Origin of the sequence: Stenotrophomonas sp. NLF4-10, assembly GCF_022359915.1 — a bacterium.
In the GTDB taxonomy this organism is placed as follows: Bacteria; Pseudomonadota; Gammaproteobacteria; order Xanthomonadales; family Xanthomonadaceae; genus Stenotrophomonas; species Stenotrophomonas daejeonensis.
This window is the reverse complement of sequence record NZ_JAKSEE010000003.1, coordinates 3,426,371-3,452,079: the sequence shown is the minus strand read 5'-3', so window position 1 is coordinate 3,452,079 and position 25,709 is coordinate 3,426,371. Positions and strand designations below refer to the sequence as shown.

At 67.8% G+C, this 25,709-nt stretch carries 24 protein-coding genes; 15 read left to right on the top strand and 9 right to left on the bottom strand.

Annotated features, from left to right (window positions below):
* Positions 1-16: 16 nt before the first annotated feature.
* Entirely contained in the window at positions 17-1,024 is a 1,008-nt protein-coding gene (gene galE / locus MIC98_RS16370) for a UDP-glucose 4-epimerase GalE (RefSeq protein WP_239738218.1), read from the bottom strand.
* 407 nt (positions 1,025-1,431) lie between these two features.
* On the opposite strand from galE, the gene MIC98_RS16365 reads away from it, so the two are divergent.
* Both MIC98_RS16365 and MIC98_RS16360 read left to right on the top strand, forming a co-directional pair.
* Positions 1,432-3,183, top strand: a complete 1,752-nt coding sequence (locus MIC98_RS16365) for an LTA synthase family protein (protein ID WP_239737890.1) — start codon at positions 1,432-1,434, stop codon at positions 3,181-3,183.
* Positions 3,184-3,223: 40 nt separating this feature from the next.
* Positions 3,224-3,550 carry a hypothetical protein gene (locus MIC98_RS16360; RefSeq protein ID WP_239737889.1) on the top strand — a complete coding sequence of 109 codons (327 nt, stop codon included), beginning with the start codon at positions 3,224-3,226 and terminating at the stop codon, positions 3,548-3,550.
* Positions 3,551-3,624: 74 nt separating this feature from the next.
* Here the strand turns inward: MIC98_RS16360 and MIC98_RS16355 are convergent, their stop codons facing one another.
* The 3 genes from MIC98_RS16355 to MIC98_RS16345 are packed head-to-tail and all read right to left on the bottom strand — an operon-like array spanning position 3,625 to position 5,749.
* On the bottom strand, positions 3,625-4,056 hold the full coding sequence (locus tag MIC98_RS16355) for a hypothetical protein (RefSeq protein WP_239737888.1): 432 nt from the start codon (positions 4,054-4,056) through the stop codon (positions 3,625-3,627).
* 11 nt (positions 4,057-4,067) lie between these two features.
* Positions 4,068-5,003 carry an electron transfer flavoprotein subunit alpha/FixB family protein gene (locus MIC98_RS16350; protein ID WP_239737887.1) on the bottom strand — a complete coding sequence of 312 codons (936 nt, stop codon included), beginning with the start codon at positions 5,001-5,003 and terminating at the stop codon, positions 4,068-4,070.
* Complete coding sequence (locus MIC98_RS16345; RefSeq protein ID WP_239737886.1) at positions 5,003-5,749, bottom strand: electron transfer flavoprotein subunit beta/FixA family protein; 747 nt, start codon at positions 5,747-5,749, stop codon at positions 5,003-5,005. Before MIC98_RS16345 ends, MIC98_RS16350 begins: the two co-directional genes overlap by 1 nt.
* A 237-nt stretch (positions 5,750-5,986) precedes the next feature.
* Between MIC98_RS16345 and rfbB the strand changes: the two genes are divergently transcribed.
* From rfbB to rfbD, 4 genes are read left to right on the top strand one after another with little or no spacing between them, the layout of a single operon-like run.
* Positions 5,987-7,042 (top strand): dTDP-glucose 4,6-dehydratase, encoded by a 1,056-nt coding sequence (gene rfbB / locus MIC98_RS16340; RefSeq protein ID WP_239737885.1) that lies wholly within the window; start codon positions 5,987-5,989, stop codon positions 7,040-7,042.
* A gap of 11 nt (positions 7,043-7,053) precedes the next feature.
* Positions 7,054-7,941, top strand: a complete 888-nt coding sequence (rfbA, locus tag MIC98_RS16335; protein ID WP_239737884.1) for a glucose-1-phosphate thymidylyltransferase RfbA — start codon at positions 7,054-7,056, stop codon at positions 7,939-7,941.
* A complete protein-coding gene (rfbC, locus tag MIC98_RS16330) occupies positions 7,938-8,495 on the top strand; it encodes a dTDP-4-dehydrorhamnose 3,5-epimerase (RefSeq protein WP_239737883.1) in 558 nt (185 codons plus the stop codon). The genes rfbA and rfbC overlap by 4 nt, the downstream gene beginning before the upstream one ends.
* The gene (gene rfbD, locus MIC98_RS16325; RefSeq protein ID WP_239737882.1) at positions 8,492-9,391 is read left to right on the top strand and encodes a dTDP-4-dehydrorhamnose reductase; all 900 of its coding nucleotides are present in this window, start codon (positions 8,492-8,494) and stop codon (positions 9,389-9,391) included. Before rfbC ends, rfbD begins: the two co-directional genes overlap by 4 nt.
* A 194-nt stretch (positions 9,392-9,585) precedes the next feature.
* On the opposite strand, the gene MIC98_RS16320 is transcribed toward rfbD, so the two are convergent.
* Both MIC98_RS16320 and MIC98_RS16315 read right to left on the bottom strand, forming a co-directional pair.
* On the bottom strand, positions 9,586-10,989 hold the full coding sequence (locus MIC98_RS16320) for a mannose-1-phosphate guanylyltransferase/mannose-6-phosphate isomerase (protein WP_239737881.1): 1,404 nt from the start codon (positions 10,987-10,989) through the stop codon (positions 9,586-9,588).
* Between the two features lie 9 nt (positions 10,990-10,998).
* The gene (locus MIC98_RS16315; RefSeq protein WP_239737880.1) at positions 10,999-12,345 is read right to left on the bottom strand and encodes a phosphomannomutase; all 1,347 of its coding nucleotides are present in this window, start codon (positions 12,343-12,345) and stop codon (positions 10,999-11,001) included.
* Between the two features lie 147 nt (positions 12,346-12,492).
* Here MIC98_RS16315 and MIC98_RS16310 point away from each other — a divergent pair, with 147 nt between their 5' ends.
* Both MIC98_RS16310 and MIC98_RS16305 read left to right on the top strand, forming a co-directional pair.
* Positions 12,493-13,227: a CoA transferase subunit A gene (locus MIC98_RS16310; protein ID WP_239737879.1), complete on the top strand. Its 735-nt coding sequence runs from the start codon at positions 12,493-12,495 to the stop codon at positions 13,225-13,227.
* A 1-nt stretch (position 13,228) separates the two neighbouring features.
* A complete protein-coding gene (locus tag MIC98_RS16305) occupies positions 13,229-13,861 on the top strand; it encodes a CoA transferase subunit B (RefSeq protein WP_239737878.1) in 633 nt (210 codons plus the stop codon).
* A 38-nt stretch (positions 13,862-13,899) separates the two neighbouring features.
* On the opposite strand, the gene MIC98_RS16300 is transcribed toward MIC98_RS16305, so the two are convergent.
* The gene (locus MIC98_RS16300; RefSeq protein WP_239737877.1) at positions 13,900-15,966 is read right to left on the bottom strand and encodes a glycoside hydrolase family 99-like domain-containing protein; all 2,067 of its coding nucleotides are present in this window, start codon (positions 15,964-15,966) and stop codon (positions 13,900-13,902) included.
* 184 nt (positions 15,967-16,150) lie between these two features.
* Here MIC98_RS16300 and MIC98_RS16295 point away from each other — a divergent pair, with 184 nt between their 5' ends.
* The 5 genes from MIC98_RS16295 (at position 16,151) to hemC (ending at position 21,488) form a co-directional block, all read left to right on the top strand.
* Positions 16,151-16,456, top strand: coding sequence for a DUF3817 domain-containing protein (locus MIC98_RS16295; protein ID WP_057641613.1), 306 nt, complete (start codon positions 16,151-16,153; stop codon positions 16,454-16,456).
* A 265-nt stretch (positions 16,457-16,721) separates the two neighbouring features.
* Complete coding sequence (gene mdoH, locus MIC98_RS16290; RefSeq protein WP_239737876.1) at positions 16,722-18,629, top strand: glucans biosynthesis glucosyltransferase MdoH; 1,908 nt, start codon at positions 16,722-16,724, stop codon at positions 18,627-18,629.
* A gap of 449 nt (positions 18,630-19,078) precedes the next feature.
* Positions 19,079-19,744 (top strand): alpha/beta hydrolase, encoded by a 666-nt coding sequence (locus MIC98_RS16285; RefSeq protein WP_239737875.1) that lies wholly within the window; start codon positions 19,079-19,081, stop codon positions 19,742-19,744.
* A 93-nt stretch (positions 19,745-19,837) separates the two neighbouring features.
* Entirely contained in the window at positions 19,838-20,557 is a 720-nt protein-coding gene (locus tag MIC98_RS16280) for a LytTR family DNA-binding domain-containing protein (RefSeq protein WP_239737874.1), read from the top strand.
* A gap of 22 nt (positions 20,558-20,579) precedes the next feature.
* On the top strand, positions 20,580-21,488 hold the full coding sequence (gene hemC, locus MIC98_RS16275; protein ID WP_239737873.1) for a hydroxymethylbilane synthase: 909 nt from the start codon (positions 20,580-20,582) through the stop codon (positions 21,486-21,488).
* A 113-nt stretch (positions 21,489-21,601) separates the two neighbouring features.
* On the opposite strand, the gene MIC98_RS16270 is transcribed toward hemC, so the two are convergent.
* Complete coding sequence (locus tag MIC98_RS16270) at positions 21,602-22,378, bottom strand: DUF481 domain-containing protein (RefSeq protein WP_057641289.1); 777 nt, start codon at positions 22,376-22,378, stop codon at positions 21,602-21,604.
* Positions 22,379-22,528: 150 nt separating this feature from the next.
* Between MIC98_RS16270 and MIC98_RS16265 the strand changes: the two genes are divergently transcribed.
* Both MIC98_RS16265 and MIC98_RS16260 read left to right on the top strand, forming a co-directional pair.
* Positions 22,529-23,494: a YafY family protein gene (locus MIC98_RS16265; protein ID WP_239737872.1), complete on the top strand. Its 966-nt coding sequence runs from the start codon at positions 22,529-22,531 to the stop codon at positions 23,492-23,494.
* A gap of 228 nt (positions 23,495-23,722) precedes the next feature.
* The gene (locus MIC98_RS16260; protein WP_239737871.1) at positions 23,723-25,189 is read left to right on the top strand and encodes a UbiD family decarboxylase; all 1,467 of its coding nucleotides are present in this window, start codon (positions 23,723-23,725) and stop codon (positions 25,187-25,189) included.
* A gap of 1 nt (position 25,190) precedes the next feature.
* Here MIC98_RS16260 and MIC98_RS16255 read toward each other — a convergent pair whose 3' ends face one another.
* Positions 25,191-25,667, bottom strand: coding sequence for a DnrO protein (locus tag MIC98_RS16255; RefSeq protein ID WP_239737870.1), 477 nt, complete (start codon positions 25,665-25,667; stop codon positions 25,191-25,193).
* Positions 25,668-25,709: the final 42 nt, after the last annotated feature.

The following is a 25,709-nucleotide window of genomic DNA, read 5'->3' as shown; positions in this document are numbered from 1 at the left end:
CCGCGTGTTCTCGCCCTTATGCCACGCTGGCAGCGCAGCGTTGCCAGCGCCAGGCATCCCGGCACATCTCATCGAGGTCGCGGGTGGCATGCCAGCCGAGCAACTGGTGGGCCAGGGAAGGATCGGCAAAGCAACTGGCCACGTCGCCGGTGCGGCGCCCGGCGATGCGCACGGGGACCGTGCGCCCGCTGGCCCGCTCGAAGGCGTCAACCACTTCGAGAACGCTGTAGCCCTTGCCCGTACCGAGGTTGACGGTAAGGCTGCGGTTGCCGGCAGCAAGGTGATCCAGTGCCTTCACGTGTGCGCTGGCCAGGTCCACCACATGGATGTAGTCGCGTATGCCGGTGCCATCGGGGGTGGGGTAATCGTTGCCGAACACCTGGAGGTATTCGCGCTGCCCGCTCGCAACCTGGGACACATAGGGCATGAGGTTGTTCGGCGTGCCTCTGGGGGATTCGCCGAGCAGCCCCGATGGGTGTGCGCCGACCGGGTTGAAATAACGGAGTGTCGCGGCGTGTGGGCCCCGGCCCGAGGCAACGAGGTCCGCAATGATCTGCTCGCAGACGAGTTTCGTGCGGCCGTAGGGGTTGGTGGTGCGGAGCGGGGCCGTTTCCGGGATCGGGCATTGCTCCGGTTCTCCGTAGATGGTCGCCGAAGAACTGAACACGAAATGCCGGACGCCTGTCGCTTCCATCGCCTGCAGCAGGGCGATCGTGCCCGACACGTTGTTCTCGAAGTAGTCGAGGGGCCGCTGCCAGGATTCCCCGACCGACTTCAATGCGGCGAAATGGATGACTGCTTCGATGGCATGTTCGCGGAGGATGCGGGTAAGGGCGCTGGCGTCGCGCACGTCGCCCCGAAGGAACAGGGGGGCGATGCCGCTGACCATGCGAATGCGGTCGATGGTCTCGGCGCTGCTGTTGGCAAGGTTGTCGAGTACGACGACCTCATGGCCTCGTGCGATCAACTCGATGCAAGTGTGGGAGCCGATGAAGCCGGCTCCTCCGGTTACCAGTGTTTTCATTTCGTGTTGGCTTCTGTCGGTGCCCGGAGTGCCGGTTTCCTTCAAGGCCGGCACCCGGTCGGTCACCGGGCGGACGGTCAAGGGCAGCATTATTGCGCGATGTCACCGTCGATGTATGACCACGCCGGCGATGCTCGCACGTTTGGCTGCGCAGGCGTGCACGGTGGACGGTGAGCGATGGTTGGACAGGTGCGTGGCGATTTTCCGAAGGATGCAGTTGTTTGCTTGTCCTGGTCACCACGGGCGGCCATTGGAGGATGGGCGGTCGTGCTATGTCAGAATGGCAAGCGGTAACGACCCGAGGCGGATGGATGCAGGTTGCAGTGCGGCCACGATGGTGGCCATTCCAAGAAGGCCCTGTTGCGGCAGGCAGCGGGTGGTGGCGATGGTTGTGGTTGTGCCTGTCATTGCCGCTGCTGGTCGCCGCCTATGCGGCGGTGGCCTGGTACGTGGACCGCTACCTGCTCGGCGTCGACTGGAGGGCTTATTGGTCGTTGCAGCGGTTGGCCATGAACGGGTTGCCGGGAGTGCTTTGCATCCTGTTGCTGGCGGTGTTGACCCGGCGGGTATTGGTACCCACGGCCGTGGTGACGGCGTTGCATGTCGCGCTGCTGGTCGTTTCCAGGCTCAAGCTGGCTATCTTGCACGAGCCACTGGCCTTCCATGACATGCACTTCCTGACCAGCTTCGATCTTTCGTCGTTGCAGCTGTTTTCGTCCTACGTCAACCACTGGGGACGGGATCTGGCGATGCTCGCGGTGATGGTGCTGCTGCTGGGCGTGATGTGGTGGGCCGAACGCCCACGCAGCAAAACCGTGGTCGGCCCCGTGCTGGCGGTTCGCTTGGCGGTAGGTCTGGCGGTGCTATGGCTGCTGCTGGACCTGCATGCGGGGAGCTCGCCCTGGTCGAAGATCTACAGCAAGCAGAATGTGCGCCCGGTGGCGTGGGATGCCAAGATGGCACTGCTGCGCAGTGGCCTGGTCAGCAGCCTGATGCAGCAGGTGATGGCGGACCGGGCATTCACATTGGCGGTGGACTCCGATGCGCTGGATTACGTGAAGCGGGCCACCGGCTGGCAGGGCGACATGGGGAAGGCCGCGGCGGCGGGCAGGGATGATCTGCCGAACATCGTGGTCGTCCTGAGCGAATCGTTCATGGATCCGCGGGTGATGAAGGGCATGGCCGGGCTGGAGGAGAAAATCCCGACAGTGAGGCGGTTGCAGGATGCCGGCAGCGGTGGCTTGATGCGGGTGCCGACGTATGGCGGTGGAACGGTCAAGACCGAGTTCGAGGTATTGACCGGCATGCCGCTGGCGGCGTTCCCCGGCATCAATTTCCCTTATTTCACGCTGGCCGCACGTCAGCGGATTCCGGCGCTGCCCTCCATTCTGGAGGCGGATGGCTACCGCAGTGTCGCCATACATGGCAACTCTCCGGCTTTCTGGGGCCGCAACGTGATCTTCCGGAGCATGGGTTTCCAGGATTTCCAGGCGGAGGCCGCATTCGATAAACGGGGTATCAAGGATGGCCGCTGGTATTCGGACGCATCGATGACCGACCTGGTCCTGGATGAGCTCCGGGGGAGCAAGTCCCCCATGTTCGTCCTTGCGATCAGCATGGAGAATCACGGACCGTACACGGGCAAGTCGGCGGTGAGGGACCCCGGTCGCCGGGATTCGATCACGCTGCCGGAAGGCGTGGTGTCCGAGGGTGCGCGGCTTGAGCTGCGCAACTATCTCTATCACCTCGGCAATGCGGACAGCCAGTTGGCGCGGTTGATATCCGAATTGGGCAAGGAACCACGGCCCTACGTGGTGTTGTTCTTCGGAGATCACCTGCCCGCGCTCGGGGCGGCCTATGACGAGGCTGGCTTCGTCAACGGCCAGTCTGCGGGCCAGCAACTGGTGCCGTGGGTGATCGCGCGGGATCCCAGGCTGCCGCAGCACGAATTGTCCGGGGTGGCCGAATCGTGGCAGTTGCCGGTTGCCCTGTTCGATGCGGCGGGACTGGATGGCGGGGATTACCTGAGGTTGTCGCGCGAGGCGATGCGCCTCTATCGCGGAGAGGATGACCGCCAAGTGGCCCGGAAACTGCTGGATGGCCTGCATGCCGCCGCCAACCAGCACCTGGATCGGGGGTTGGAACATGGTGCACGTTAGTCTTTCACGGTGTTGCGTCCGCTGGGCGACTGCGCTGGGAATGGTCGGATTGCTGGCAGCATGCCAAGGCCAGCAGTACGACGTCGACTTGGCCATGACGCCATCGAGCGCGGGGGCATGTGAAGTGCCGGTCGCGGTCGATATCCGCTGGGATGCCTCGCGACTGGGATTGAAGGAGGCCTATCTGGAGTTCGGTTCGCTTGGCGGGCCGGCCCGGCTTTGGTACATGGGAGCCAGCAAGGGAGCGAAACGGACCGAAGCCTGGGTTCGTGACGGCACCACGGTGACGCTCAAGGCGCGGAATGGCGTGGTGCTGGCCAAGCGTACCTTCACCACCACGGTATGCCCCGGCAAGGAGTGGTTGTAGGCAGGACTCGCCGTTAGCCAGATGAGGTGCAGCCACTTCGGGTCTTCCCGGCCCGAAGTGGCCCGATTACAAGATCATTGGGGGTCAGGGTCGCACCGGGGGCCGCCGATGATGATGGATGCCAAATCCACGTTGCCGTCCGCATTGCGCAGCACGAACATCGTGCCGGGGCGGACCCATTCGTCGGTCCGGGCCTGGCCGGTTGCTCCGCTCTTGCTGAACAGCACTTCCTTGATCTTGCCGGGGCTCCGGACCATCACGTTCACCTGAGTGACGTCGTCATTGCCGCGGGCGTCCCAGCTGACGGTCGTGATGGCCCGGTCGCAGTTGGGCAGTGATGAGGGGGTGCTTGAAATCAGGTCCGAGGTCGTCGCCTCGATGACTTCCGGTTCGGCGGGAGCGGATGCCGCCTCCTGGACGGGAGGCAAGTCGCTGGGTGCCGGACCACACCCCCCGAGTGCACAAGCGAGTGCAAAGGCTGCGATGGTCTTGAGCGGGTAGCGCATGTCCATGCTCCTCAGAGAGCCGCATCCAACTCCGGCAGGATCGCGAACAAATCCCCCACCAGCCCGATGTCGGCCACCTCGAAGATCGGCGCGTCGCCGTCCTTGTTGATGGCGACGATGGTGCCGGCGTCCTTGATGCCGGTCAGGTGCTGGATGGCGCCGGAGATGCCGACGGCGACGTACAGTTCCGGGGCGATGATCTTGCCGGTCTGGCCGACCTGCATGTCGCTGGGGACGTAGCCGGCATCCACCGCCGCGCGCGAGGCGCCCACCGCCGCGCCGAGCCTGTCGGCCAGCTTGTAGATGATCTGGAAGTTCTCTTCCGAGCCGACGCCGCGGCCACCGGAAACCACGCGCTTGGCGCTCTGCAGGTCGGGGCGGTCGCTCTTGCCGGCGGCCAGACCGATGAAGCGGGTGTGCGAAGGCAGTGCGGCATCGATGCTGATCGCCTCGACCGGGGCGTTGTTGCCCCTGGCCGCTTCCGGCCACGAGGCGGCGCGCACGGTGGCCACGACCACCTGGTCGGCCGGCACTTCGACGGTGATGATGGCGTTGCCGGCGTAGATCGGGCGCTTGAAGACGTGCGGGCCTTCCACGCTCATCAGGTCGGAGACCTGGTTGACGCCCAGCAGCGCGGCCACGGCCGGCATCAGGTCCTTGCCGGTGGTGGTGGAGGGACCGAACACGTGGCTGTAGCCGGCGGCGGCCTTGGCGACCTGCGGGGCCAGTACTTGGGCGATGGCGTGTTCGTTGGCCGGGTTGGCGAGGGTCAGCACCTTGCCGACGCCAGCGATCTGCGCGGCTTCGGTGGCGACGGCGGTTGGGTCGGCGGCCAGCACCAGCACGTCGATGTCGCCACCGATGGCGGCGGCGGCCGAGACGGTCTTGGCGACGGCGCTGTTGAGCTTGCCGTCCAGGTGTTCGGCGATGACGAGAATCTTGGCCATTACAGCAACCCCTTCTGCTTGAGTGCAGCCACCAGTTCGGCGGCGTCCTTCACCATCACGCCCTTGCTGCGCTTGGCGGGGGCGGCGTAGTGGGTGGTCTTGAACGTGTCGGCAGTCTCGACGCCCAGGTCGGCCAACTGCAGCGTCTCCAGTGGCTTGGCCTTGGCCTTCATGATGTCCGGCAGCTTGATGAAGCGCGGTTCGTTCAGGCGCAGGTCGGTGGTGATGACCGCCGGCAGATCGACTTCCAGCGTTTCCAGGCCGGCGTCGACTTCACGGGTGACCGTGGCCTTGCCATCTGCAATCTCGACTTTGGAGGCGAACGTGGCCTGCGGGCGGCCCCACAGCGTGGCCAGCATCTGCCCGGTCTGGTTGGCGTCGTCGTCGATGGCCTGCTTGCCGAGGATCACCAGGTCCGGCTGTTCCTTCTCCACCAGCTTGAGCAGGGTGCGCGCGGCGGTCAGCGGCTGGATGGCCTGGTCGGTGACCACGTGGATGGCGCGGTTGGCGCCCATGGCCAGGCCGTTGCGCAGGTGCGCCTGGGCATCGGCCGGGGCGATGGTGGCGACCACGACCTCGGTGGCGATGCCCTTGTCGCGCAGGCGCAGGGCTTCTTCCAGCGCGATTTCGTCGAACGGATTCGGCGAGAGCTTGACGCCGTCGGTGACCACGCCGGAACCATCCGGCTTGACCTGAATGCGGACGTTGTAGTCCACCACGCGCTTGTACGCGACGAGGATTTTCATGTGCTGCGGGATCCTTCGGTTGCTGGGGGCCGGCGCCATGCCGGACGGATGAAAACCCGATTCTAGCGGGTGGGGGATTTCCATGCGAACGCGTATGGAAGCCTGCGCTGGCGGAGGGAGCGTTTGTCTCCGTTCAGGCCTGTCGCCGCTGCGTTGCCGGGGTGCCCTGTATCCTGTGCGGCCCGGAAACGGCGCGGACCACCGGTCCGCATGCATGACGCTACAGGAGAACAGACAGTGCCAACTTGGCTAGTGACCGGCGGCGCCGGCTTCATCGGCGGCAATTTCGTGCTGGAGGCGGTAGCCCGTGGCATCAGGGTCGTCAACCTCGATGCGCTGACCTATGCCGGCAACCTGCGCACGTTGGCTGGGCTGGAAGGCAACCCGGACCATGTTTTTGTCCACGGCGACATCGGTGACCGTGCGCTGGTTGGGCGCTTGCTGGCCGAGTATCAGCCCGACGCGGTGCTGAATTTTGCCGCCGAAAGCCACGTGGACCGTTCCATCGATGGTCCCGGTGCCTTCATCCAGACCAACGTGGTTGGCACCTTGGGCTTGTTGGAGGCTGTGCGCGACCACTGGAAGGGCCTGCCGGCCGACAAGGGCGCGGCGTTCCGCTTCCTGCACGTTTCCACCGACGAGGTGTATGGCACCTTGGGCGAAACCGGCAGGTTCACCGAAACCACGCCGTATGCGCCGAACTCGCCGTATTCGGCGTCCAAGGCGGCCTCGGACCATCTGGTGCGCGCGTTCCACCACACCTACGGCTTGCCGGTGCTGACCACCAACTGCTCCAACAACTACGGCCCGTACCATTTCCCCGAGAAGCTGGTCCCGCTGGTGATCGCCAAGGCATTGGCCGGCGAGCCATTGCCGGTCTACGGCGATGGCAAGCAGGTCCGCGACTGGCTGTTCGTGGCCGACCACTGCGAGGCGATCCGCACCGTGCTGGCCAAGGGCCGGGTGGGCGAAACCTACAACGTCGGCGGCAATTCGGAGAAGCAGAACATCGAGGTGGTGCAGGCGATCTGCGCGCTGCTCGACCAGCGCCGCCCGCGCGCCGACGGCCAGCCGCGCAGCAGCCAGATCACCCATGTTGCCGATCGCCCCGGCCATGACCGCCGCTACGCCATCGATGCGTCCAAGCTGAAGGACGAACTGGGCTGGGAGCCGAAGCACAGCTTCGCGCAGGGCATCGCCTTCACCGTCGACTGGTACCTGGACAATCAGGCATGGGTGAATGGCGTGCTCGATGGCAGCTATCGCCTGCAACGCATCGGCACCGCGGCTTGAGGATGGATGACATGACGCAACGCAAGGGCATCATCCTCGCCGGCGGCTCCGGCACCCGGCTGTACCCGATCACCAAGGGCGTCAGCAAGCAGCTGCTGCCGGTGTACGACAAGCCGATGATCTACTACCCCTTGAGCGTGCTGATGATGGCCGGCATCCGCGAGGTGTTGATCATCAACACCCCGCACGAACAGGCGTTGTTCCAGGCATTGCTGGGCGATGGTTCGCAATGGGGCATGGACATCCGCTACGCCGTGCAGCCCAGCCCCGATGGCCTGGCCCAGGCCTACCTGATCGGCCGCGAGTTCGTCGCCGGCAAGCCCAGCTGCCTGGTGCTGGGCGACAACATCTTCCACGGCCACGGCCTGCGCCAGTTGTTGCGCAATGCCGATGCGCGCACGCAGGGCGCCACCGTGTTCGGCTATTGGGTCAACGACCCCGAGCGCTATGGCGTGGCCGAGTTCGATGCCGCCGGCAAGGTCGTGGGCATCGAGGAAAAGCCCGCGCGGCCGCGCTCGAACTACGCCGTGACCGGCCTGTATTTCTACGACGGCAACGCCAGCGACCATGCCGCCGAACTGCGGCCCTCGCCGCGCGGTGAACTGGAAATCACCGATTTGAACAAGCGCTACCTGGATGCGGGCGAGTTGTACCTGGAGCAGCTTGGCCGCGGCTACGCCTGGCTGGATACCGGGACCCATGCCTCGCTGCTGGAAGCGTCCAACTTCATCGAGACCATCCAGACCCGGCAGGGCCTGCAGGTGTGCTGCCCCGAGGAAATCGCCTACGGGCAGGGCTGGATCAGCGCCGCGCAACTGGAAGCGCTGGCCGCGCCGCTGCTGAAAAACGGCTATGGCCAATATCTGAACAAACTGCTGCAACGTGGGGTAGTGCCTTGAAAGTGATCGAAACCTCTTTGCCGGGTTGCGCGGTGATCGAGCCGGCGGTATTCGGCGACGAGCGCGGCGTGTTCTTCGAAACCTGGAACGCCGAGCGTTTCGCCGAACACGGCCTGCCGACGCAGTTCGTGCAGAGCAACGTCTCCACCTCGGTCAAGGGCGTGCTGCGCGGCCTGCATTACCAGTGGCCACGGCCGCAGGGCAAGCTGGTCAGCGTGCTCGAAGGCGAGGTGTATGACGTGGCGGTGGACATCCGCCGCGGCTCGCCGACCTTCGGCCGCTGGGAGGCGGTGGTCCTCAGTGCCGAGAACCGTCGCCAGTTCTGGATACCGGAGGGTTTCGCCCACGGCTTTGCGGTGCTGTCCGAGCGCGCGGTGTTCAGCTACCTGTGCACCGACGTGTACGTGAAGGAAGCCGATGCCGGCGTGCGCTGGAACGACGCCGACATTGCCGTGGACTGGCCGCTCAGCGCGCCGGTGCTTTCGGCCAAGGACGAAAAGGCGCCGTTCCTTGGCGACATCGCGGAAGACCGCCTGCCGGTTTACCGGCCATGACCACGCTGGTATTCGGCGGCAACGGCCAGGTCGGGCAGGAACTGCTGCGCGCGCTGGCGCCGCTGGGCGAGGTGATTGCGACGACCCGTAGCGGTGCATTGCCCGATGGCAGTGCCTGTGAAGTGGCCGATTTCGACCAGCCCGGCAGTTTGCCGGCATTGCTGGATCGGCTGCGGCCCGCGCGGGTGGTCAATGCCGCCGCCTGCACCGCGGTGGATCGCGCCGAGCAGGAGCCGGAAGCGGCATGCCGCGCCAATGCGCAGGCGCCGGGCGTGATCGCGCGCTGGTGTGCGGCGCAGGGCGTGCCGCTGGTGCATTACTCGACCGATTACGTATTCGATGGGCAGGGAACGCGCCCCTATCTGCCGGATGATGCAACCGCGCCGCTGGGCGTCTACGGCCGCAGCAAACGCGACGGCGAGGAGGCGGTGCGCGCGGCCGGCGGCCGCCACCTGATCTTCCGCACCGCGTGGGTGTATGCCGCGCATGGCCACAACTTCCTGCGCACGATGCTGCGGGTGGGGCGCGAGCGTGACGAGCTGCGGGTGGTCGCCGACCAGATCGGCACGCCGACGCCGGCGGCGCTGATCGCCGATGCCACCGCGCGGGCATTGCGGCATCCGGGTGGGTTGTCCGGCACCTGGCACCTGACCGCGGCCGGGCAGACCAGTTGGCACGGTTTTGCCGAAGAAATCTTCGCGCAGGCGTTGGCTGCCGGCATGATCGGACGGGCGCCGCGGGTGACGCCGGTCACCACGGCGGAGTACCCGACGCCAGCGCGGCGCCCGGCGTATTCGTGCCTTGATACCTCGTCGCTGGAAACCGATTTCGGTATCGAACTGCCGGATTGGCGCGACGGCGTGGGCAAGGTGCTGCGCGAGTTGGCGCAGCGCTGAATCGAAAGGGCGACGTAGATGCGGGGCTTGCCCCGCATGAAGCTGTCTCGAGAATGCCCCATGCGGGGCAAGCCCCGCATCTACGGGAAAACCAGCATCTGCGAGTAGAGTAGGTCGGGGCTATGCCCCCGACGCTTTGCCCATTCAAGCATCAGGCGTCGGGGGCTACGGGTCATGCGTGGACGTTCGGGGTTTCAGCTGCGCCCGTAGGTGTCCTCGAAGCGCACGATGTCGTCTTCACCCAGATAGCTGCCGGACTGCACTTCGATCAGTTCCAGCGGCAGCTTGCCAGGGTTGCGCAGGCGGTGGGTGACGCCGAGCGGGATGTAGGTGCTCTGGTTCTCGCCCAGCAGCAGCACCTCGTCACCGCGGGTGACCTCGGCGGTGCCGCTGACCACCACCCAATGCTCGGCGCGGTGGTGGTGCATCTGCAGGCTCAGGGTGCCGCCGGGCTTCACGGTGATGCGCTTGACCTGGAAGCGCGCGCCGTTGTCGATCGAATCGTAGGCGCCCCACGGGCGGTAGACCTTGCGGTGCCAGCTGGCCTCGCTGCGGCCCTCGGCCTTGAGCCGCGCCACCACGTCCTTGACCTCCTGCATGCGGTCGGCCTTGCCGACCAGCACCGCATCGTCGGTCTGCACCACGACCACATCGTCCAGCCCGATCAGCGCCACCAGCTTCTCGCCATAGGCGTAGGTGTTGCGGCAGTCGATGGCGATGACGTCGCCGCGATGGGCGTTGCCGTGGCTGTCCTGGGTGGAAACATCGCGCAGCGCGGTCCACGAGCCGACGTCGTTCCAGCCTGCGTCCAGCGCCACCACCACCGCGTCGGCGGTCTTTTCCATCACCGCGTAGTCGATGGAGTCGGACGGCACCGCGGCGAATGCCGCGGCATCGAGCCGGGTGAAGTCGGCATCGCGGCGTGCACCCTGCCAGGCGCCGCGGCAGGCCTCGAGCATGGCCGGGTTGAAGCGCGCCAGTTCGTCCAGGTAGCGCGAGGCGCGCAGCAGGAACATGCCGCTGTTCCACAGGTAGTGGCCGCTGGCGACGTAATCGGTGGCGGTGGCGAGGTCGGGCTTCTCGACGAAGCGCTCGACCGCGCGCGCGCCCTCGCCGGGCGCGGCCTTGATGTAGCCGTAGCCGGTTTCCGGGCCGCTCGGCACGATGCCGAAGGTCACCAGCTTGCCGGCTTCGGCCGCGCCCGCGGCCAGCCGCACCGCGGCATGGAAGGCGGCCTCGTCGGCGATCACGTGGTCCGATGGCAGCACCAGCAGCAACAGGTCTTCGCCATTGCGCGTGGCTTCCAGCGCGGCCACGGCGATGGCCGGTGCGGTGTTGCGGCCGACCGGCTCGAGGATGATCGCCTGCGGCTGCGCGCCCACCTGTTGCAGCTGTTCGGCGGCGACGAAGCGGTGCGCCTCGTTGGCGATCACCAGCGGCCCGTGCGCGGCGATGGCGGCCACGCGCTGCCAGGTGGCCTGCAGCATGGTCGCCGTGCCGGCCAGCGGCAGGAACTGCTTGGGGTAGGCCTCGCGCGAGAGCGGCCACAGGCGGGTGCCGGAGCCACCGGACAGGATGACGGGAGTGATGGCGTTCATGGCAGGGCCTCAGGCCGAAAGCAGGGTGGAGATTTCGTCGGTGCGCGCGCGCATCAGCGCGGCGTCGCCGCGCGCTTCGACGTTCAGCCGCAGCAGCGGCTCGGTGTTGGAGCTGCGCAGGTTGAAGCGCCAGTCGCCGAAGTCGGCACTGATGCCGTCGGTGTGGTCGAGTACCGGCGATTGCGCGGCGAAGTGCCGCATCACCCGTTCGACGGCGGCGGTGGCGTCGGCGACCTTGAAGTTGATCTCGCCGCTGCACGGGTAGGCGGCCATGCGGTCCTCCACCCAGTCGGCCAGCGAGCGGCCCGATTCGCTGACCAGCGCGGCGATCAGCAGCCACGGGATCATCCCCGAATCGGCATAGGCGAACTCGCGGAAATAATGGTGGGCGCTCATTTCGCCGCCGTAGACCGCGTTATCGGCGCGCATCTTCTCCTTGATGAAGGCATGCCCGCTCTTGCACAGCACCGGCACGCCGCCGGCCGCCTCGACCATCTCCACCGTGTTCCACACCAGCCGCGGGTCGTGCACCACCTTGCCGCCCGGATTGCGCGCCAGGATCGCCTGCGCCAGCAGGCCGACCAGGTAATAGCCCTCGATGAAGCGGCCGTTGTGGTCGAAGAAGAAGCAGCGGTCGAAGTCGCCGTCCCAGGCGATGCCGAAATCGGCGCCGTGCGCGCGCACCGCCTCGGCGGTGGCGGCGCGGTTCTCCGGCAGCAGCGGGTTGGGGATGCCGTTGGGGAAGCTGCCGTCCGGCTCATGGCAGATGCGGATGAATTCAAACGGCAGGTGCGGCGCGAGCAGGTCGATGATCGCACCGGCGCCGCCGTTGCCGGCGTTGACCACCAGCTTCAGCGGCTTGAGTTTGGCGGCATCGACATACGAGAGCAGGTGCGCGATGTAGGCGCTCTTGTCGTGCCGTTCGACCTGCCCGGCACGCGGCGCGGTGGCTGGTGATTCATCGGCGGCCACCGCATCGGAAATGGCGAACAGGCCGGTATCCGAGCTGATCGGCCGCGCCTGCTCCTTGACCAGCTTCATGCCGTTGTAGTCCATCGGGTTGTGGCTGGCGGTGACCATCACCCCGCCGGCCGCGCCGAGGTGGTCGGTCTGGAAATAGACTTCCTCGGTGCCGCACAGGCCGATGTCGACCACCTCTCGGCCCGCGCCGCGCAGCCCGGCAGCCAGCGCTTCCTGCAGGCCGGGACTGGTCAGGCGCACGTCGTGGCCCAGCACCACCGCGCCTTCGCCCAGCCGCGCCGCCAGCGCCTTGCCGATCTTTCTTGCGAGGTCCTCGTTGAGTTCCCCGGGCACGCGGCCGCGGATGTCGTAGGCCTTGAAGGCGGGAAGCGGCATGCGGGCAACCTTGGCGACGTGTGGGAAGACTTCTAGTTTAGTCGCTTGGCGGTGGAGGGAATGTCGGCCGGGTGGACGAAGGTCCAAGAGGGCGGCCGTCCTGATGCGGCTAGAATGCGGGCATCTTTCGACTGCGGGCGTGGTGCAATGAGCGATCCCTCAACTTCGAGCGGGCGGCGCGGCAAGGTGTATGCCAGCGCGGCCGAGGCCCTGGACGGCATCGTCGCCGACGGGCAGACCCTGGCGGTCGGCGGCTTCGGCCTGTGCGGCATTCCCGAGGCGTTGATCGCCGCCCTGCGCGACAGCGGGGTCAAGGGCCTGACCGCCATTTCCAACAATGCCGGCGTCGATGGCTTCGGCCTCGGCCAGCTGCTGGCCACGCGCCAGATCAGGAAGATGATTTCGTCGTACGTGGGCGAGAACAAGGAGTTCGAGCGGCAGTTCCTGGCCGGCGAACTGGAACTGGAATTCAACCCGCAGGGTACCCTGGCCGAGCGCCTGCGCGCCGGCGGCGCGGGCATCCCGGCGTTCTTCACCGCCACCGGCTACGGCACGGTGGTGGCCGAGGGCAAGGAAACCCGCGAGTTCGACGGCAAGCACTACGTGATGGAAACCGCGCTGCGCGCCGACGTGTCGCTGGTCAAGGCGTGGAAGGCCGACGCGGCCGGCAACCTGGTGTTCCGCAAGACCGCGCGCAACTTCAACCCGGCCTGCGCGATGGCCGGCAAGGTCTGCGTTGTGGAAGTGGAGGAGATCGTGCCGGTTGGCGCGATCGAGCCGGACAAGGTGCACCTGCCGGGCATCTACGTGGACCGCATCGTGTTGAACGCGACGCCGGAAAAGCGCATTGAGCAGCGCACCGTGCGCGCGGAGGAGAACTGAAATGGCCTGGACCCGTGACGAGATGGCGCAGCGTGCCGCGCGCGAACTGACCGACGGCGCCTACGTGAACCTGGGCATCGGCCTGCCGACGATGGTCGCCAACCACATCCCCGAGGGCGTGGACGTGTGGCTGCAGTCGGAAAACGGCTTGCTCGGCATCGGCCCGTTCCCGACCGAGGCCGAGATCGACGCCGACCTGATCAACGCCGGCAAGCAGACCGTCACCGCGCGTGCCGGCGCCAGCTACTTCAGTAGCCATGACTCGTTCGCGATGATCCGCGGCGGCCACATCAACCTGGCCATCCTCGGCGCCATGCAGGTCACCGACAAGGGCGACCTGGCCAACTGGATGGTGCCCGGCAAGATGGTCAAGGGCATGGGCGGGGCGATGGACCTGGTGGCCGGCGTGCAGCGCGTGGTGGTGCTGATGGAGCACACCGCCAAGAACGGCGAGCACAAGATCCTGCCCGAATGCACCCTGCCGCTGACCGGCGTGGGCGTGGTGGATCGCATCATCACCGACCTGGCGGTGTTCGACGTCACCGAGGCCGGGCTGAAGCTGGTGGAAACCGCGCCAGGCGTGGAGCTGGAAGAACTGAAGGCCCGGACCGGCGTGGCGTTCCTGCACGGCTGATGCAGGAGGAGGGACCGGTGCGGCGCACCGGTCCTGTGTCAGTCGCGTTGCGCGTAGGCGTATGCGTCTTGTGCGTTGAATGGAATGCCAAGCAGTTCGGCGGCTGTCGTCACCTTGAAACCTGCATGGTGGGCGGCCAGGGAGAATATCCGTTCGATCGCATGTGCCAGGGTGCCATCCACCTGGCCCGCCTCGGTATCGAATAGCGATGGCTGAAGGTGGGTATCGAAGATGGGACGCAGGGCAGCCAGGCGGCCCCAGAACATGCTGCCAGCGATGAAGGTGTCGCGATCGACGTCGGGTTGGGCGATGCCGAAACGGCTCAGCAGGGTGCGTACATTGCGCTCGTTGGCTCCCCAGTAGAAATGCAGGGGTTGGACGTGGCCCTCCGGTGCGACCAGCCCCAGGTTGGGTTGGCTGCCGAAAGCCTGGATGATCTTCGATGCCCTGTCCGGCGCCAGCAGGCGCCCGGTCAGTTCGTTCCGCCATTGTTCGCCGTCCCGGCGATGGAGGGATTGCTTGGTGTGCAGCTTGAGCACCACATCCTCGCCTTCTTCGAGCAGGCGGTCGGCCACCTGCAGGAATGGCAGGATGTCCCGGCCGTGGTTGGCGAAGGCGTGTACCTCGATTTCCATGCCCCGTGCCTTCGCGATGCGTTCGATATCGGCCTGCCGTTCCGACGAGGTGGTGACCACGATGCGCCAGACCAGGCGACTGGCCGACAATGCTTGCAGCAGTTCATCGAACACGTCCGGATACCATGCATGGATGATGGCGCAGGGGCGGCCCGGGGCGGGAGGTGCCGGTGACAATGCCCGCCGCGTGGCTTCAAGCCATGCATGGCCCAGCCGCGCATCCGGCTCCAGTACCGCGCCTTCGGCCCATTCGTTCCAGGCGTTGATGAACACCAGGCGCCGGTCGGCGGGGAGAGCGGACAGCCGCTCGTGCACGGTCGTGCGCAGCCAGTCGCGGTAGCCGCGTGGCGAGGCATGCAGGTAGACGCGGCCCTTGCCGGGACGGCGTGGCTCATTGTCCCAGCCGGGGTTCACGCCGGGGTAGAGCGGGTAGTCCGGCAATGGTCGCGAAGCCGATTCTCGGGCCAGTTCGCGCCAATCGCGGACATCGCCGGCGAAGTCGGGGTTGAGCAGCCATTGCCCCTCGTTGAGACAGCGCGGATTGCTCATGTTGGGAGGAAATTCGACGGCAGCATCGAATCCGATATCGCGCGGGTCCGGGCGTTCGAACCCTTGCACGTAGGCCAGGTGGATCTCGCCGATGGCATGGTCGTGGCACCACTGGCGCCAGCGCTGTGCGGTGGCACGCGGGTCGGGCAGGAGATGCGGGCGATAGACCAGCAGCATCGGCTTGTCATCGACCTTCAGCACCCGGCGGTCGCGCAGGTAGGGGGCGATGTGGGAGATGAAGGCCAGGTCATCTTCGGCGCTGTGTAGCTGGCCGATCAGCACGTCTCCATCGCGCCCATCCCAACGCCGGGTCCAGTTCTCGTTGGCCCAGCACAGGCAGAATTGCAACTCGATGCCGTCATCCATCAGCCACTGCCGGAGCGGGGCCTCCATCAGGGTGCGGCCATTGAACCAATAGAAGTAGAAGCAGAACGCGCCAATGCCGTACTCGGCTGCCAGGCGTGCCTGGTCACGCATCACCCGCGGATTGCTCAGATCATAGAAGCCGAGATCGGCCGGAAGGCGGGGTTGGGCGTGGCCTTCGAACTGGGGCAGGGCGCGGGTGACGTTGCGCCATTCGGTAAAGCCCTTGCCCCACCATGCGTCGTTCTCGGCGAACACATGGAATTGCGGTAGATGGAACGCGACGAGTTTGGCCGGCAGTGGAGAGGGCAAGGCAGCCTTCCGGTAGGGAACGTGGCCTATCGCAGGTTCATCAGCCGTGCGCATCGGCCGGGAGATATGGGATCGGGTATCTCCGCCTTCGGGTGGGCGGCCACGCGCCTGGGCAGGAACCAGGTTGCCGTAGCGGCCCAGCAACTGGCCGCGCAGCCTGTCGCGCCGGGCATCGGAGAGTGGCAGTGCACGGAATATCCGCCGCAGGAATCGATAAAGCGTCCGATGCAGGAAGTTGAATGGCATTGATCGTGGCGTCAGGCGGTATGAACAAGAGCGTACGGCATGGAGGCTCGCGGCTCTCCGGCGTCGTTGCTGGGCGGGGATTCTAGGTCAATGGCCGGCTGGGCCAGCAGGGAACCTGAATGCATTTCCTCTACAATTCGCGGCCTTCCGAGCGAATGACGATGTGTTGATGCCCGCCAAGCCGATGTCCCCTGCCGGGAAACTGTTCGCCGCCGCCGCCTTCATCGAGGGTGCCACCTGGGCTGGGCTGCTGGTCGGCATGCTGCTCAAGTACGGTACCCAGACCACCGAGCTGGGGGTCTGGCTGTTCGGCCGCCTGCACGGGCTGGCCTTCCTGCTCTACGTGGTGGCCAGCGTGTACGCCGGCATCCGCCAGCGCTGGCCGCTGTGGGCGCTGCTGCTGGCCCTGCTGGCGGCGGTGCCGCCGCTGGTCACCGTGCCGCTGGAATGGTGGTTCCGCCGTCGCGGCCTGCTGTCGCCGCCGCGCTGAGCGATTCGCTGCCCCGCGAGCCGGGGCTGGGACGAACCCGGAGGATGGCGTCCGGGGAAGCCGACATCGGGGGCGATCGGGCGCACACTATGCCGTTTCCATCGGGGCGTCTTCGCGGTCCGTTTAGGTTTGATCTTCTAGATTTCCCCGTTTGCCTGTCCCTGGAGCCCCACGTGAACCACGGAAGCCGTGTTTCCCGCCATGCCGCCTGCCCGTTGGCGGCGCCCCCTTCCCGAAAGGCGCCTGCCGGCGCGTGGCATCGCCCATGACGGCGGGGCAAGGCACGGCCGTCGCCGTGGATGCCGGCAACGCGGTCCTGCCGGCGGAGCATCCGCTGCCGATGCCCGAGCAGTCGCTGCGGCAGGGGCGGCTGCAGGGACGCCGGCAGGACACCTCGCCGCCGAACATCGCATGGCGGCGCCTGTACGTGTTCGGCACCACCATCGCGATGACGCTGGTGGCGACGTGGATGATGGTGCAGGTGCTGGCCCGGGGCGGCATCGGCGTGCTCGAAGCCTGCCTGCTGGGCCTGTTCGTGCTGCTGTTCGCCTGGGTCGCGCTGTCCTTCGTCAGCAGCCTGGCCGGCCTGCAGGCGCTGCTGCGCGGGCGCCGCAAGCTGGGTATCCACCCCGATGCGCCGTTGCCGGAACTGCGCAGCCGCACCGCATTGCTGATGCCGACCTACAACGAGGACCCGCGGCGGATGATGGCCGGCCTGCAGGCCATCTACGAATCGGTGGCGGCTACCGGGCAGCTGGACCGCTTCGATTTCTTCGTGCTCAGCGACACCACGCGCGCGGCCATCGGCGAGGCCGAGGAGCAGGTATTCGCGCGCCTGCTTGCCGCCACCGGTGGGGCCGGGCGGCTGTTCTACCGGCGTCGCGCCGACAACAGCGGGCGCAAGGCCGGCAACATCGCCGACTGGGTGCGCCGCTTCGGCGGCGCCTACCCGCAGATGCTGATCCTGGACGCGGACAGCCTGATGACCGGCGAGGTCATCGTGCGGCTGGTGTCGGCGATGGAGAACCACCCCGGCGTCGGCCTGATCCAGTCGCTGCCGTCGGTGGTCGGCGGGCGCACCGCGTTCGCGCGCATGCAGCAGTTCGGCGGCCGCGTCTATGGCCCGGTGATGGCCTATGGCGTGGCCTGGTGGCATGGCGCCGAGAGCAACTACTGGGGCCACAATGCGGTGATCCGCACCCGCGCCTTCGCCGAGCAGGCCGGCCTGCCGGAGCTGCCGGGGCGCAAGCCGTTCGGCGGCCACGTGCTCAGCCACGATTTCGTCGAGGCGGCACTGATGCGCCGCGGCGGCTGGGCCGCGCACATGGTGCCCTACCTGCACGGCAGCTACGAGGAAGGCCCGCCGACGCTGACCGACCTGCTGATCCGCGACCGCCGCTGGTGCCAGGGCAACCTGCAGCATTCCAAGGTGGTCGGCAGCGCCGGCCTGCATTGGGTCAGTCGTGTGCACATGCTGATCGGCATCGGCCATTACTTCACCGCGCCGATGTGGGCGATGCTGATGCTGATCGGCATGGCCATCCCGCTGTTCCAGGGCGGCATCGACCTGGCGGAGGAACTGCATCTGCGGCTGTCGCCGCTGCATTACTGGCGCGGCTTGGACGAGCGGGGCGTGCTGTGGGTGTTCGTGGTGACGATGGCGGTGCTGCTGGCGCCCAAGGCGATGGGCTACGTGGCGATGCTGGCCTCGCGGAAGGAGCGCAGTGGTTGCGGCGGTGCGTTGCGCGCGCTGTTGAGCGTGCTGCTGGAAACGGTGCTGGCCGCGCTGATGGCGCCGGTGGTGATGTACGTGCAGTCGCGCGGCGTGGCCGAGGTGCTGTCCGGCAGGGATTCGGGCTGGGATGCGCAGCAGCGCGACGATGGCAGTGTTTCCTGGGCGGCGCTGCTGCGCAGCTACAGCGGGCTGAGCATGTTCGGCGTGGCGATGGGGGCGATGGCCTACGCGGTATCGCCGTCGCTGGCGGCGTGGATGGCGCCGGTGGTGATCGGCATGGCGCTGGCGGTGCCGGTGGTGGGGATTACGTCGTCGCGCAAGGTGGGTGACTGGTTGCGCCGGCATCGGTTGCTGTCCATTCCGGAGGAAAGCGTGCCGCCGCCGGTGTTGGTGCGGGCGGCCGAGTTGCGGGCCGCGGCGATGGTTGAGCCGCTTTAGGCCGCTCTGAAAGCCCCTCTTCCTCCGGGAGAGGGGTTGGGGTGAGGGGCGGCGAAGTCCTGATGTCCCTGTTGCTGGTTGGAAGTAGGTGAAAGCAAAGGCTTTCACTCCTGCTGCGCAGGAGCGAGTCACTTTTCTTTGCTTGTGCAAAGAAAAGTAACCAAAAGAAGAGCCTTTCCAACAGCCGAATGGCTGGTCAAGCACAGCCGGGACGCGAGCCGATGCGGCGCAGCCGCATCGGTCCCCTGCGCTCCTCGCGGAACGAGGGGACGGCGCACAACTCGCTTCGCTCAGACACGTGCGCCTCTTCGCCCCTCGTTCCACTGCGGTGCTCGGCTCGCTTTACGGCGGGGAAGTCAAAAGCCGGGAAGCAAAATCACGGCAACGGCAACGGCAGGCGTTCCGTTGGCGCAGGCATAATGCGTCCCGGTCCCTTGGAGTCGCATGCAATGCTGGAAACGGTGGAACAGCAGACCGGCGCGTCGCCGGAATGGTCGGTGATCTGGCTGCATGGGCTGGGGGCGGACGGGCATGATTTCGCGCCGATCGTGCCGGAGCTGGTGCGCCCGCACTGGCCGGCGATCCGCTTCGTGTTCCCGCATGCGCCCAAGCGCCCGGTCAGCATCAACAATGGCCTGCCGATGCGCGCGTGGTACGACATCACCAGCATGGATTTCCGCAATCGCGCCGATGCGGCGGGCGTGGCCGAGTCGGTGGCGCAGGTCGAGGAATTGATCGCCCGTGAGCAGGAGCGCGGTATTCCGCTCGAACGCATCCTGCTGGCCGGCTTCTCGCAGGGCGGGGCGATCACCTTGTCCGCTGGCTTGCAGCGCCGCCAACCGCTGGCCGGGCTGGTTGCCCTGTCCACCTACCTGCCGGAAGTGGATGCCGCCGCCGCGCAGCTGGCCGCAGGCGCCACCGCGCAGCCGGTGTTCATGGCCCATGGCAGCGGCGACCCGGTGATCCCGGCGCAGGTCGCCGAACACAGCATGCAGGTGCTGAAGGAACTGGGCTTCGGCGTGGAATGGCACCGCTACCCGATGGCGCACCAGGTCTGCGCCGAGGAAATCCACGCGCTGGGCGACTGGTTGCAGGCCCGTTTCGCGCAGCCGTGAGCCGCATCGCGGAATAGCCCCGCCGGCCGCCCGCATCGCACCGCGGATGGCTAACATGGGCACCTCGGGGAACTGACAGACGAGAGAAGGGCGATGCGGGTGCTCATTGCCGACGACGAACCGCTGGCGCGCGGGCGCCTGCGCGCGCTGCTCGCCGCGCACGCCGATGTGGGCGTGGTGGCCGAGGCCGGCAATGGCGCCGATGCGCTGGCGGCCTGCATGGCGGCGCCGCCGGACCTGGTGCTGCTGGACATCGCCATGCCCGGCAGCGACGGGCTGGCGGTGGCGCGGCAGCTGGCGCAACTGCAGCCGCGGCCGGCGGTGGTGTTCTGCACCGCCTACGACGCGCACGCGCTGTCGGCGTTCGAGGCGGCGGCCATCGACTACCTGATGAAACCGATCCGCGCCGAACGGCTGGCCGCCGCGCTGGAGCGGGTGCGCACCTTCCTCGCCGGCCGCGCCCCGGCACCGGGCACGCCGGCGCGCAAGGCGCTGTGCGCACGCCTGCGCGGCAGCCTGCGGCTGATCCCGCTGGAGGACGTGCTCTACCTGCAGGCCGACGAGAAGTACGTGGTGGTGCACCACGTCCACGGCGAGGACCTGATCGAGGAACCGCTGCGGGCATTGGAAGAGGAATTCGCCGCGCAGTTCGTGCGCATCCACCGCAACTGCCTGGTGGCGCGGCCGCGCCTGCGCGAATTGCGGCGCACGCCGGCCGGGCAGGTGCAGGCGCTGCTCCACGACGTGCCGCAACCGCTGGAAGTCAGCCGCCGCTGCGTGGCCGCGCTGAAGGCGGAACTGGCCGGGGCATGACCGCTGCGCCGATAATGGCGCCATGAACACGCTGCGCATCGCCACCCGAAAGAGCCCGCTTGCCCTGTGGCAGAGCGAACACGTCGCCGACCGCCTGCGCCGGGCGCACCCGGGGCTGGGGGTCGAACTGGTGCCGATGAGCACGCGCGGCGACGAGGTGCTGGACCGCTCGCTGGCCGCCATCGGCGGCAAGGGCCTGTTCCTCAAGGAACTGGAACTGGCGATGCTGCGTGGCGAGGCCGATTGCGCGGTGCATTCGCTCAAGGACGTGCCGATGGAACTGGATGCGCCGTTCGCGCTGCCGGCGATCCTGCAACGCGCCGACCCGGCCGACGCCTTTGTCTCCAACCGCTACGCCACGCTGGACGCGCTGCCGCAGGGCGCCTGCGTCGGCACCTCCTCGCTGCGCCGGCAGGCGCAGCTGCGCGCGCTGCGCCCTGACCTGCAATCGCGCGACCTGCGCGGCAACGTCAACACCCGCCTGGCCAAGCTCGATGCCGGCGACTACGACGCCATCATTCTGGCCTGCGCCGGGCTGGAGCGGCTGCAGCTGGGCGCGCGCATCGCCGACCGCCTGCGCGCACCGCAATGGTTGCCGGCGCCGGCGCAGGCAGCGGTGGCGGTGGAATGCCGGGCCGATGCGAACGCGGTGGTCGCGCTGCTGGCGGTGCTGGACGACGCCCGTACCCGGCCCTGCGTGGAAGCCGAGCGGGCGATGAACCGCGCGCTGGACGGCAGCTGCCACGTGCCGGTGGCCGGGCTGGCGCAGTGGCGCGGCGATGACCTGTGGCTGCAGGGACTGGTCGGTGGCGTCGCCGACGGCAGCAGCGTCCGCGCCGAGGCGCAGGGGGCGGGCAGCGACCCGGAGGCGGTGGGCCGGGAAGTGGCGCGGCAGCTGCTGGAGGCCGGTGCCGGCGAGCTGTTGCGGTAAGGCGGGGTGGGGAGTGAGCGTAGGAGCGCACCTTGGTGCGCGATGGGGCATTACCGGCAAGGCCATCGCGCACCAAGGTGCGCTCCCACGGTACGGTGCGTCGGGACGGTGGCTTACTTGAAGCTGTAGACCACGTTCATCGTGGTCAGGGTGTCGGTCTTGCGCTTGTCCTCGGTCACGTCGCTGTTGTAACGCGCTTGCCAGCCGGCCTTCAGCGCGAAGTGGCTGTTCATCGCCACCGAGACGCCGAAGTCGTTCTGCGCGAAGGTGTTGTACGAGCCGGACTCGACCAGCAGGGTGTTGACCAGTTCGGTGTTGTCGGTGATGCCGAACTTCAGGTCGAACAGGCCGCGGCCGATCAGCCCGGTGCGGTTCTCGTCGGTCGCCGCTTCGTGCGAGCGGCGCACGCCGGGGCCGACCTGGGTGTCCAGCACCAGCCGCTCGCCGTCGATCAGGCGGGTACCGTAGCCAAGGCCGAAGCTGCCCTGGCGGTCATAGGTGGCGAAATCGTCGCGCTCGTAGCGCACCGTGGCGGTCAGCTGGCGGTGCTCGCCCAGCTGCAGCGCGCTGCCGGCGCCGGCGGTGTAGCGGTTGGCCGTGGTCTGGCGCTTGCGGCTGGTGCTGCCGTCGTCGGCGGTCTCGGTGTATTCGGCGCTGGAGCGCAGGCCGAACAGGTCCATGCTGTGCACCCAGTCGTCGTCGGTGTAGCGCAGCTTCAGGCGGCCGTTGAAACTCTCGGTGGTGCTGTTGCCGTGGGCGGACGCGAAGCCGAGCTCGCCGCCGCTGCCGCTCCAGGGCGAGGTCATGGCGGCGGCATCGGAAGCGTCGTCGGCCCACGCCGACGGGGCGCACAGCAGCAGCGGCAGGAACAGGGAGGCGCGCAGCGACATCGGGAAATCTCCGGGCAGGGGGCGTGGATGGGAACGTTTTCATGATAGCGGATGCCCCCGCCGCGGCCGCCCGGGCGCGGCACCGGCTTCATTTGCGGTTCGGGCAGGGCGGGCACGGCGCCACGGCCCGGACTCGGACATAATCGGCGCATGGACCGCTACGAACGCATCAACGCGCTGCACCGCCACCTCAAATCGGCCCGCTACCCGGTCACGGTGGCGCAGCTTCAGGACGAGCTGGGCTGCTCCCGCGCCACCGTCTACCGCGACCTGGCCTTCCTGCGCGACGCGCTGATGGCGCCGGTGGAGGGCGACGGCGAGGCCGGTTTCCGCTACCAGAGCGGGGAGAGCGACCGCTTCGAGCTGCCCGGCCTGTGGCTCAGTTCCGAGGAATTGCATGCGCTGCTGGCGTCCCAGCACCTGCTGGCGCGCACCGGCGGCGGGGTGCTGTCGGCGGTGCTGGCACCGTTGCAGCAGCGCATCGAGAGCCTGCTGGCGGCGCAGGCCGGGGCGTCGTCGTGGCCGGTGGAGCGGGTACGGGTGATCCCGCACCGCGGCCGCAAGCTGGACGAGGCCAGCTTCCGCACCGTGGCCTCGGGCGTGCTGGAGCGCAAGCAGCTGTCCTTCGACTACCGCGCGCGTTCCACCGACGAGGTGACCCGGCGCACGGTCTCGCCGCAGCGCATCACCCACTACCGCGACAACTGGTACCTGGACGCCTGGGACCACGGCCGCGAGGCGCTGCGCAGCTTCGCGGTGGACCGCATCCACAAGGCACGGGTGGCCGACCAGCCGGCCCGCGACATCGCCGACGAGGAACTGGACGCGCAGCTGGGTGCCGGCTACGGCATCTTCTCCGGTGCGCCCAAGGGCTGGGCGACCATCGTGTTCAGCGCCAAGGCCGCGCGCTGGGTGGCCGACGAGCATTGGCACGCCAAGCAGCAGGGGCGCTTCCTGGCCGATGGCCGCTACGAGCTGAAGGTGCCGTACAGCGTCTCGCGCGAGCTGCTGATGGACGTGCTGCACTACGGCTCGGACGCGGAGATCGTCGAGCCGACCGCGCTGCGCGAGCAGGCCAAGGCGCTGCTGTCGTTGGCATTGAGCAACTACGACTGAAAGTCGGCTGCCGGGATGCCGTGGATGCGGGGCTTGCCCCGCATCTACGGGAAGCCAGCATTCATCGTAGGTGCCGGGCTTGCCCGGCACGGGCATCACCGGGAAAGCCCCATGCGGGGCAAGCCCCGCATCTACGGATTCCGGATTCCAGTGGGATTGACCCACGTCAAACGGTGGTGGCGGACGGCTTGCCAGAATCGACGGCCCTGAACACGCATGGGCTGCCGCATGGCCTTCCACGATTTGCGCAATTTCCTGCGGCACCTGGCCGCGCAGGGCCAGCTGCGCGAACTCGACGTGCCGGTGGACCCGGAACTGGAGAGCACCGCGCTGAGCCTGCGCGCGCTCAAGGCCGAGGGCCCGGCGTTGTTGATGCCGGCGCCCGGCTCGGCGCACCGGCAACTGGGCAACCTGTTCGGCCACCGCCGCCGCATCGAGCTGGCGCTGGCCGGGCGGCCGCTGGCCTCGCTGCGCGAACTCGGCGAACTGCTGGCCGCGATCAAGGAGCCGCGCTGGCCCGGCAACCTGCGCCAAGCGCTGGCGCAATGGCCGGAACTGGCGCAGCTGGCGCACGTGGCGCCGCGGCGGGTGCGCGAGGCCGCGTTCGACGAGGACGTGCGCTGCGGCGAGGCGGTGGACCTGTCCGTGCTGCCGATCCAGCGCTGCTGGCCGGAGGACGCCGGCAAGCTGATTACCCTGGGCCTGGTCGTCACCCGCGGCACGCGCCAGCCGCGGCAGAATGTGGCGATCTACCGCCAGCAGGTGATCGGCCGCAACCGGGTAATCATGCGCTGGCTGCCGCACCGCGGCGGCGCGCTGGATTTCGCTGACTGGCAGGCCGCGCACCCCGGGAAACCCTTTCCGGTGCTGGTGGCGATCGGCGCCGACCCGGCGACCCTGCTGGCGGCGGTGGCGCCGGTGCCGGACACCTTGTCCGAATACGAATTCGCCGGCCTGCTGCGCGCCGCGCGTACCCATGTCTGGCACAGCGAGCTGACCGGGCTGGAGGCGCCGGCCGGCAGCGAGATCCTGCTGGAAGGCTTCATCCACCCGGGCGACACCGCGCTGGAAGGGCCGTTCGGCGACCACACCGGCTACTACAACGCGCAGGCGCATTTCCCGGCGCTGACCATCGAGCGCATGCGCCTGCGCCGCGACGCCATCTACCACGGCAGCTACATGGGGCGGGCGCCGTTCGACGAGCCCTCGGTGCTGTCGATGGCGCTGAACGACGTGTTCGTGCCGATCCTGCGCAAGGTGTTCCCCGAGATCGTCGACTTCTACCTGCCGCCGGAGGCCTGCTCGTACCGCATCGCGGTGGTGTCCATCCGCAAGCAGTACGCCGGCCATGCGCGGCGGGTGATGATGGGCATCTGGTCGTACCTGCGCCAGTTCACCTATACCAAGTTCGTCATCGTCACCGACGAGGACATCGACGTGCGCGACTGGTCGCAGGTGATCTGGGCGGTGTCCACGCGGGTGGACCCGGCGCGCGACAGCATGCTGGTGGAGAACACGCCGATCGACTACCTCGACTTCTCCAGCCCGACCCCGAACCTGGGCTCCAAGCTCGGGCTGGACGCCACCAACAAGTGGCCGGCCGAGACCAGCCGCACCTGGAGCAGGCCGATCCGGCCCGACCCGGCGGTGGAGAAGCGGGTGGATGCATTGTGGCGGGCGGTGCTGGCGGGCTGAATCAGTCCGCCTCGGCGTCCCAGCGCGGGTCGTCGAACAGCTGCGGGTAGCGCGCCAGCGCCTGGCGCATCCGCGCGATTTCCGCCACCGGCACCTGCGGCGAGGTACGCACCGCCTCGGCGCCGGCCATGAATTCGGCCAGCAGGCCATGCAGTGCCACGTCGGCGTCCGGTTCAAGCTTGCAGTCGGCGAACATGCCGGCGATGGCGTCGTCGATCAGCGTCACCGCGGCGCTGGCCTGGGCGATGCCCATGTGGCCGTGTTCGTAGTGTTCAAGCCCCTGCACCGCCACGCGGATCCTGCGCATGCCCTCGCGCAGCGATGCGTCGGTGGGCCATTGCTGTGCCGGTGTGGCAGCAGGTGCCTGCGCGGCGTGCGTGGCATGGGCGTGGTCATGCGCCGGCCGTGCGGCCGCCGGCAAGGCGAACAGGCCGGCAAGGACGAGCGTGGTGGCGGAAAGCGGGATCAGGTGCCGCATCGGTAGCTCCGGGTTCGATGGGCCGCGTGCCCATGCTTGCGG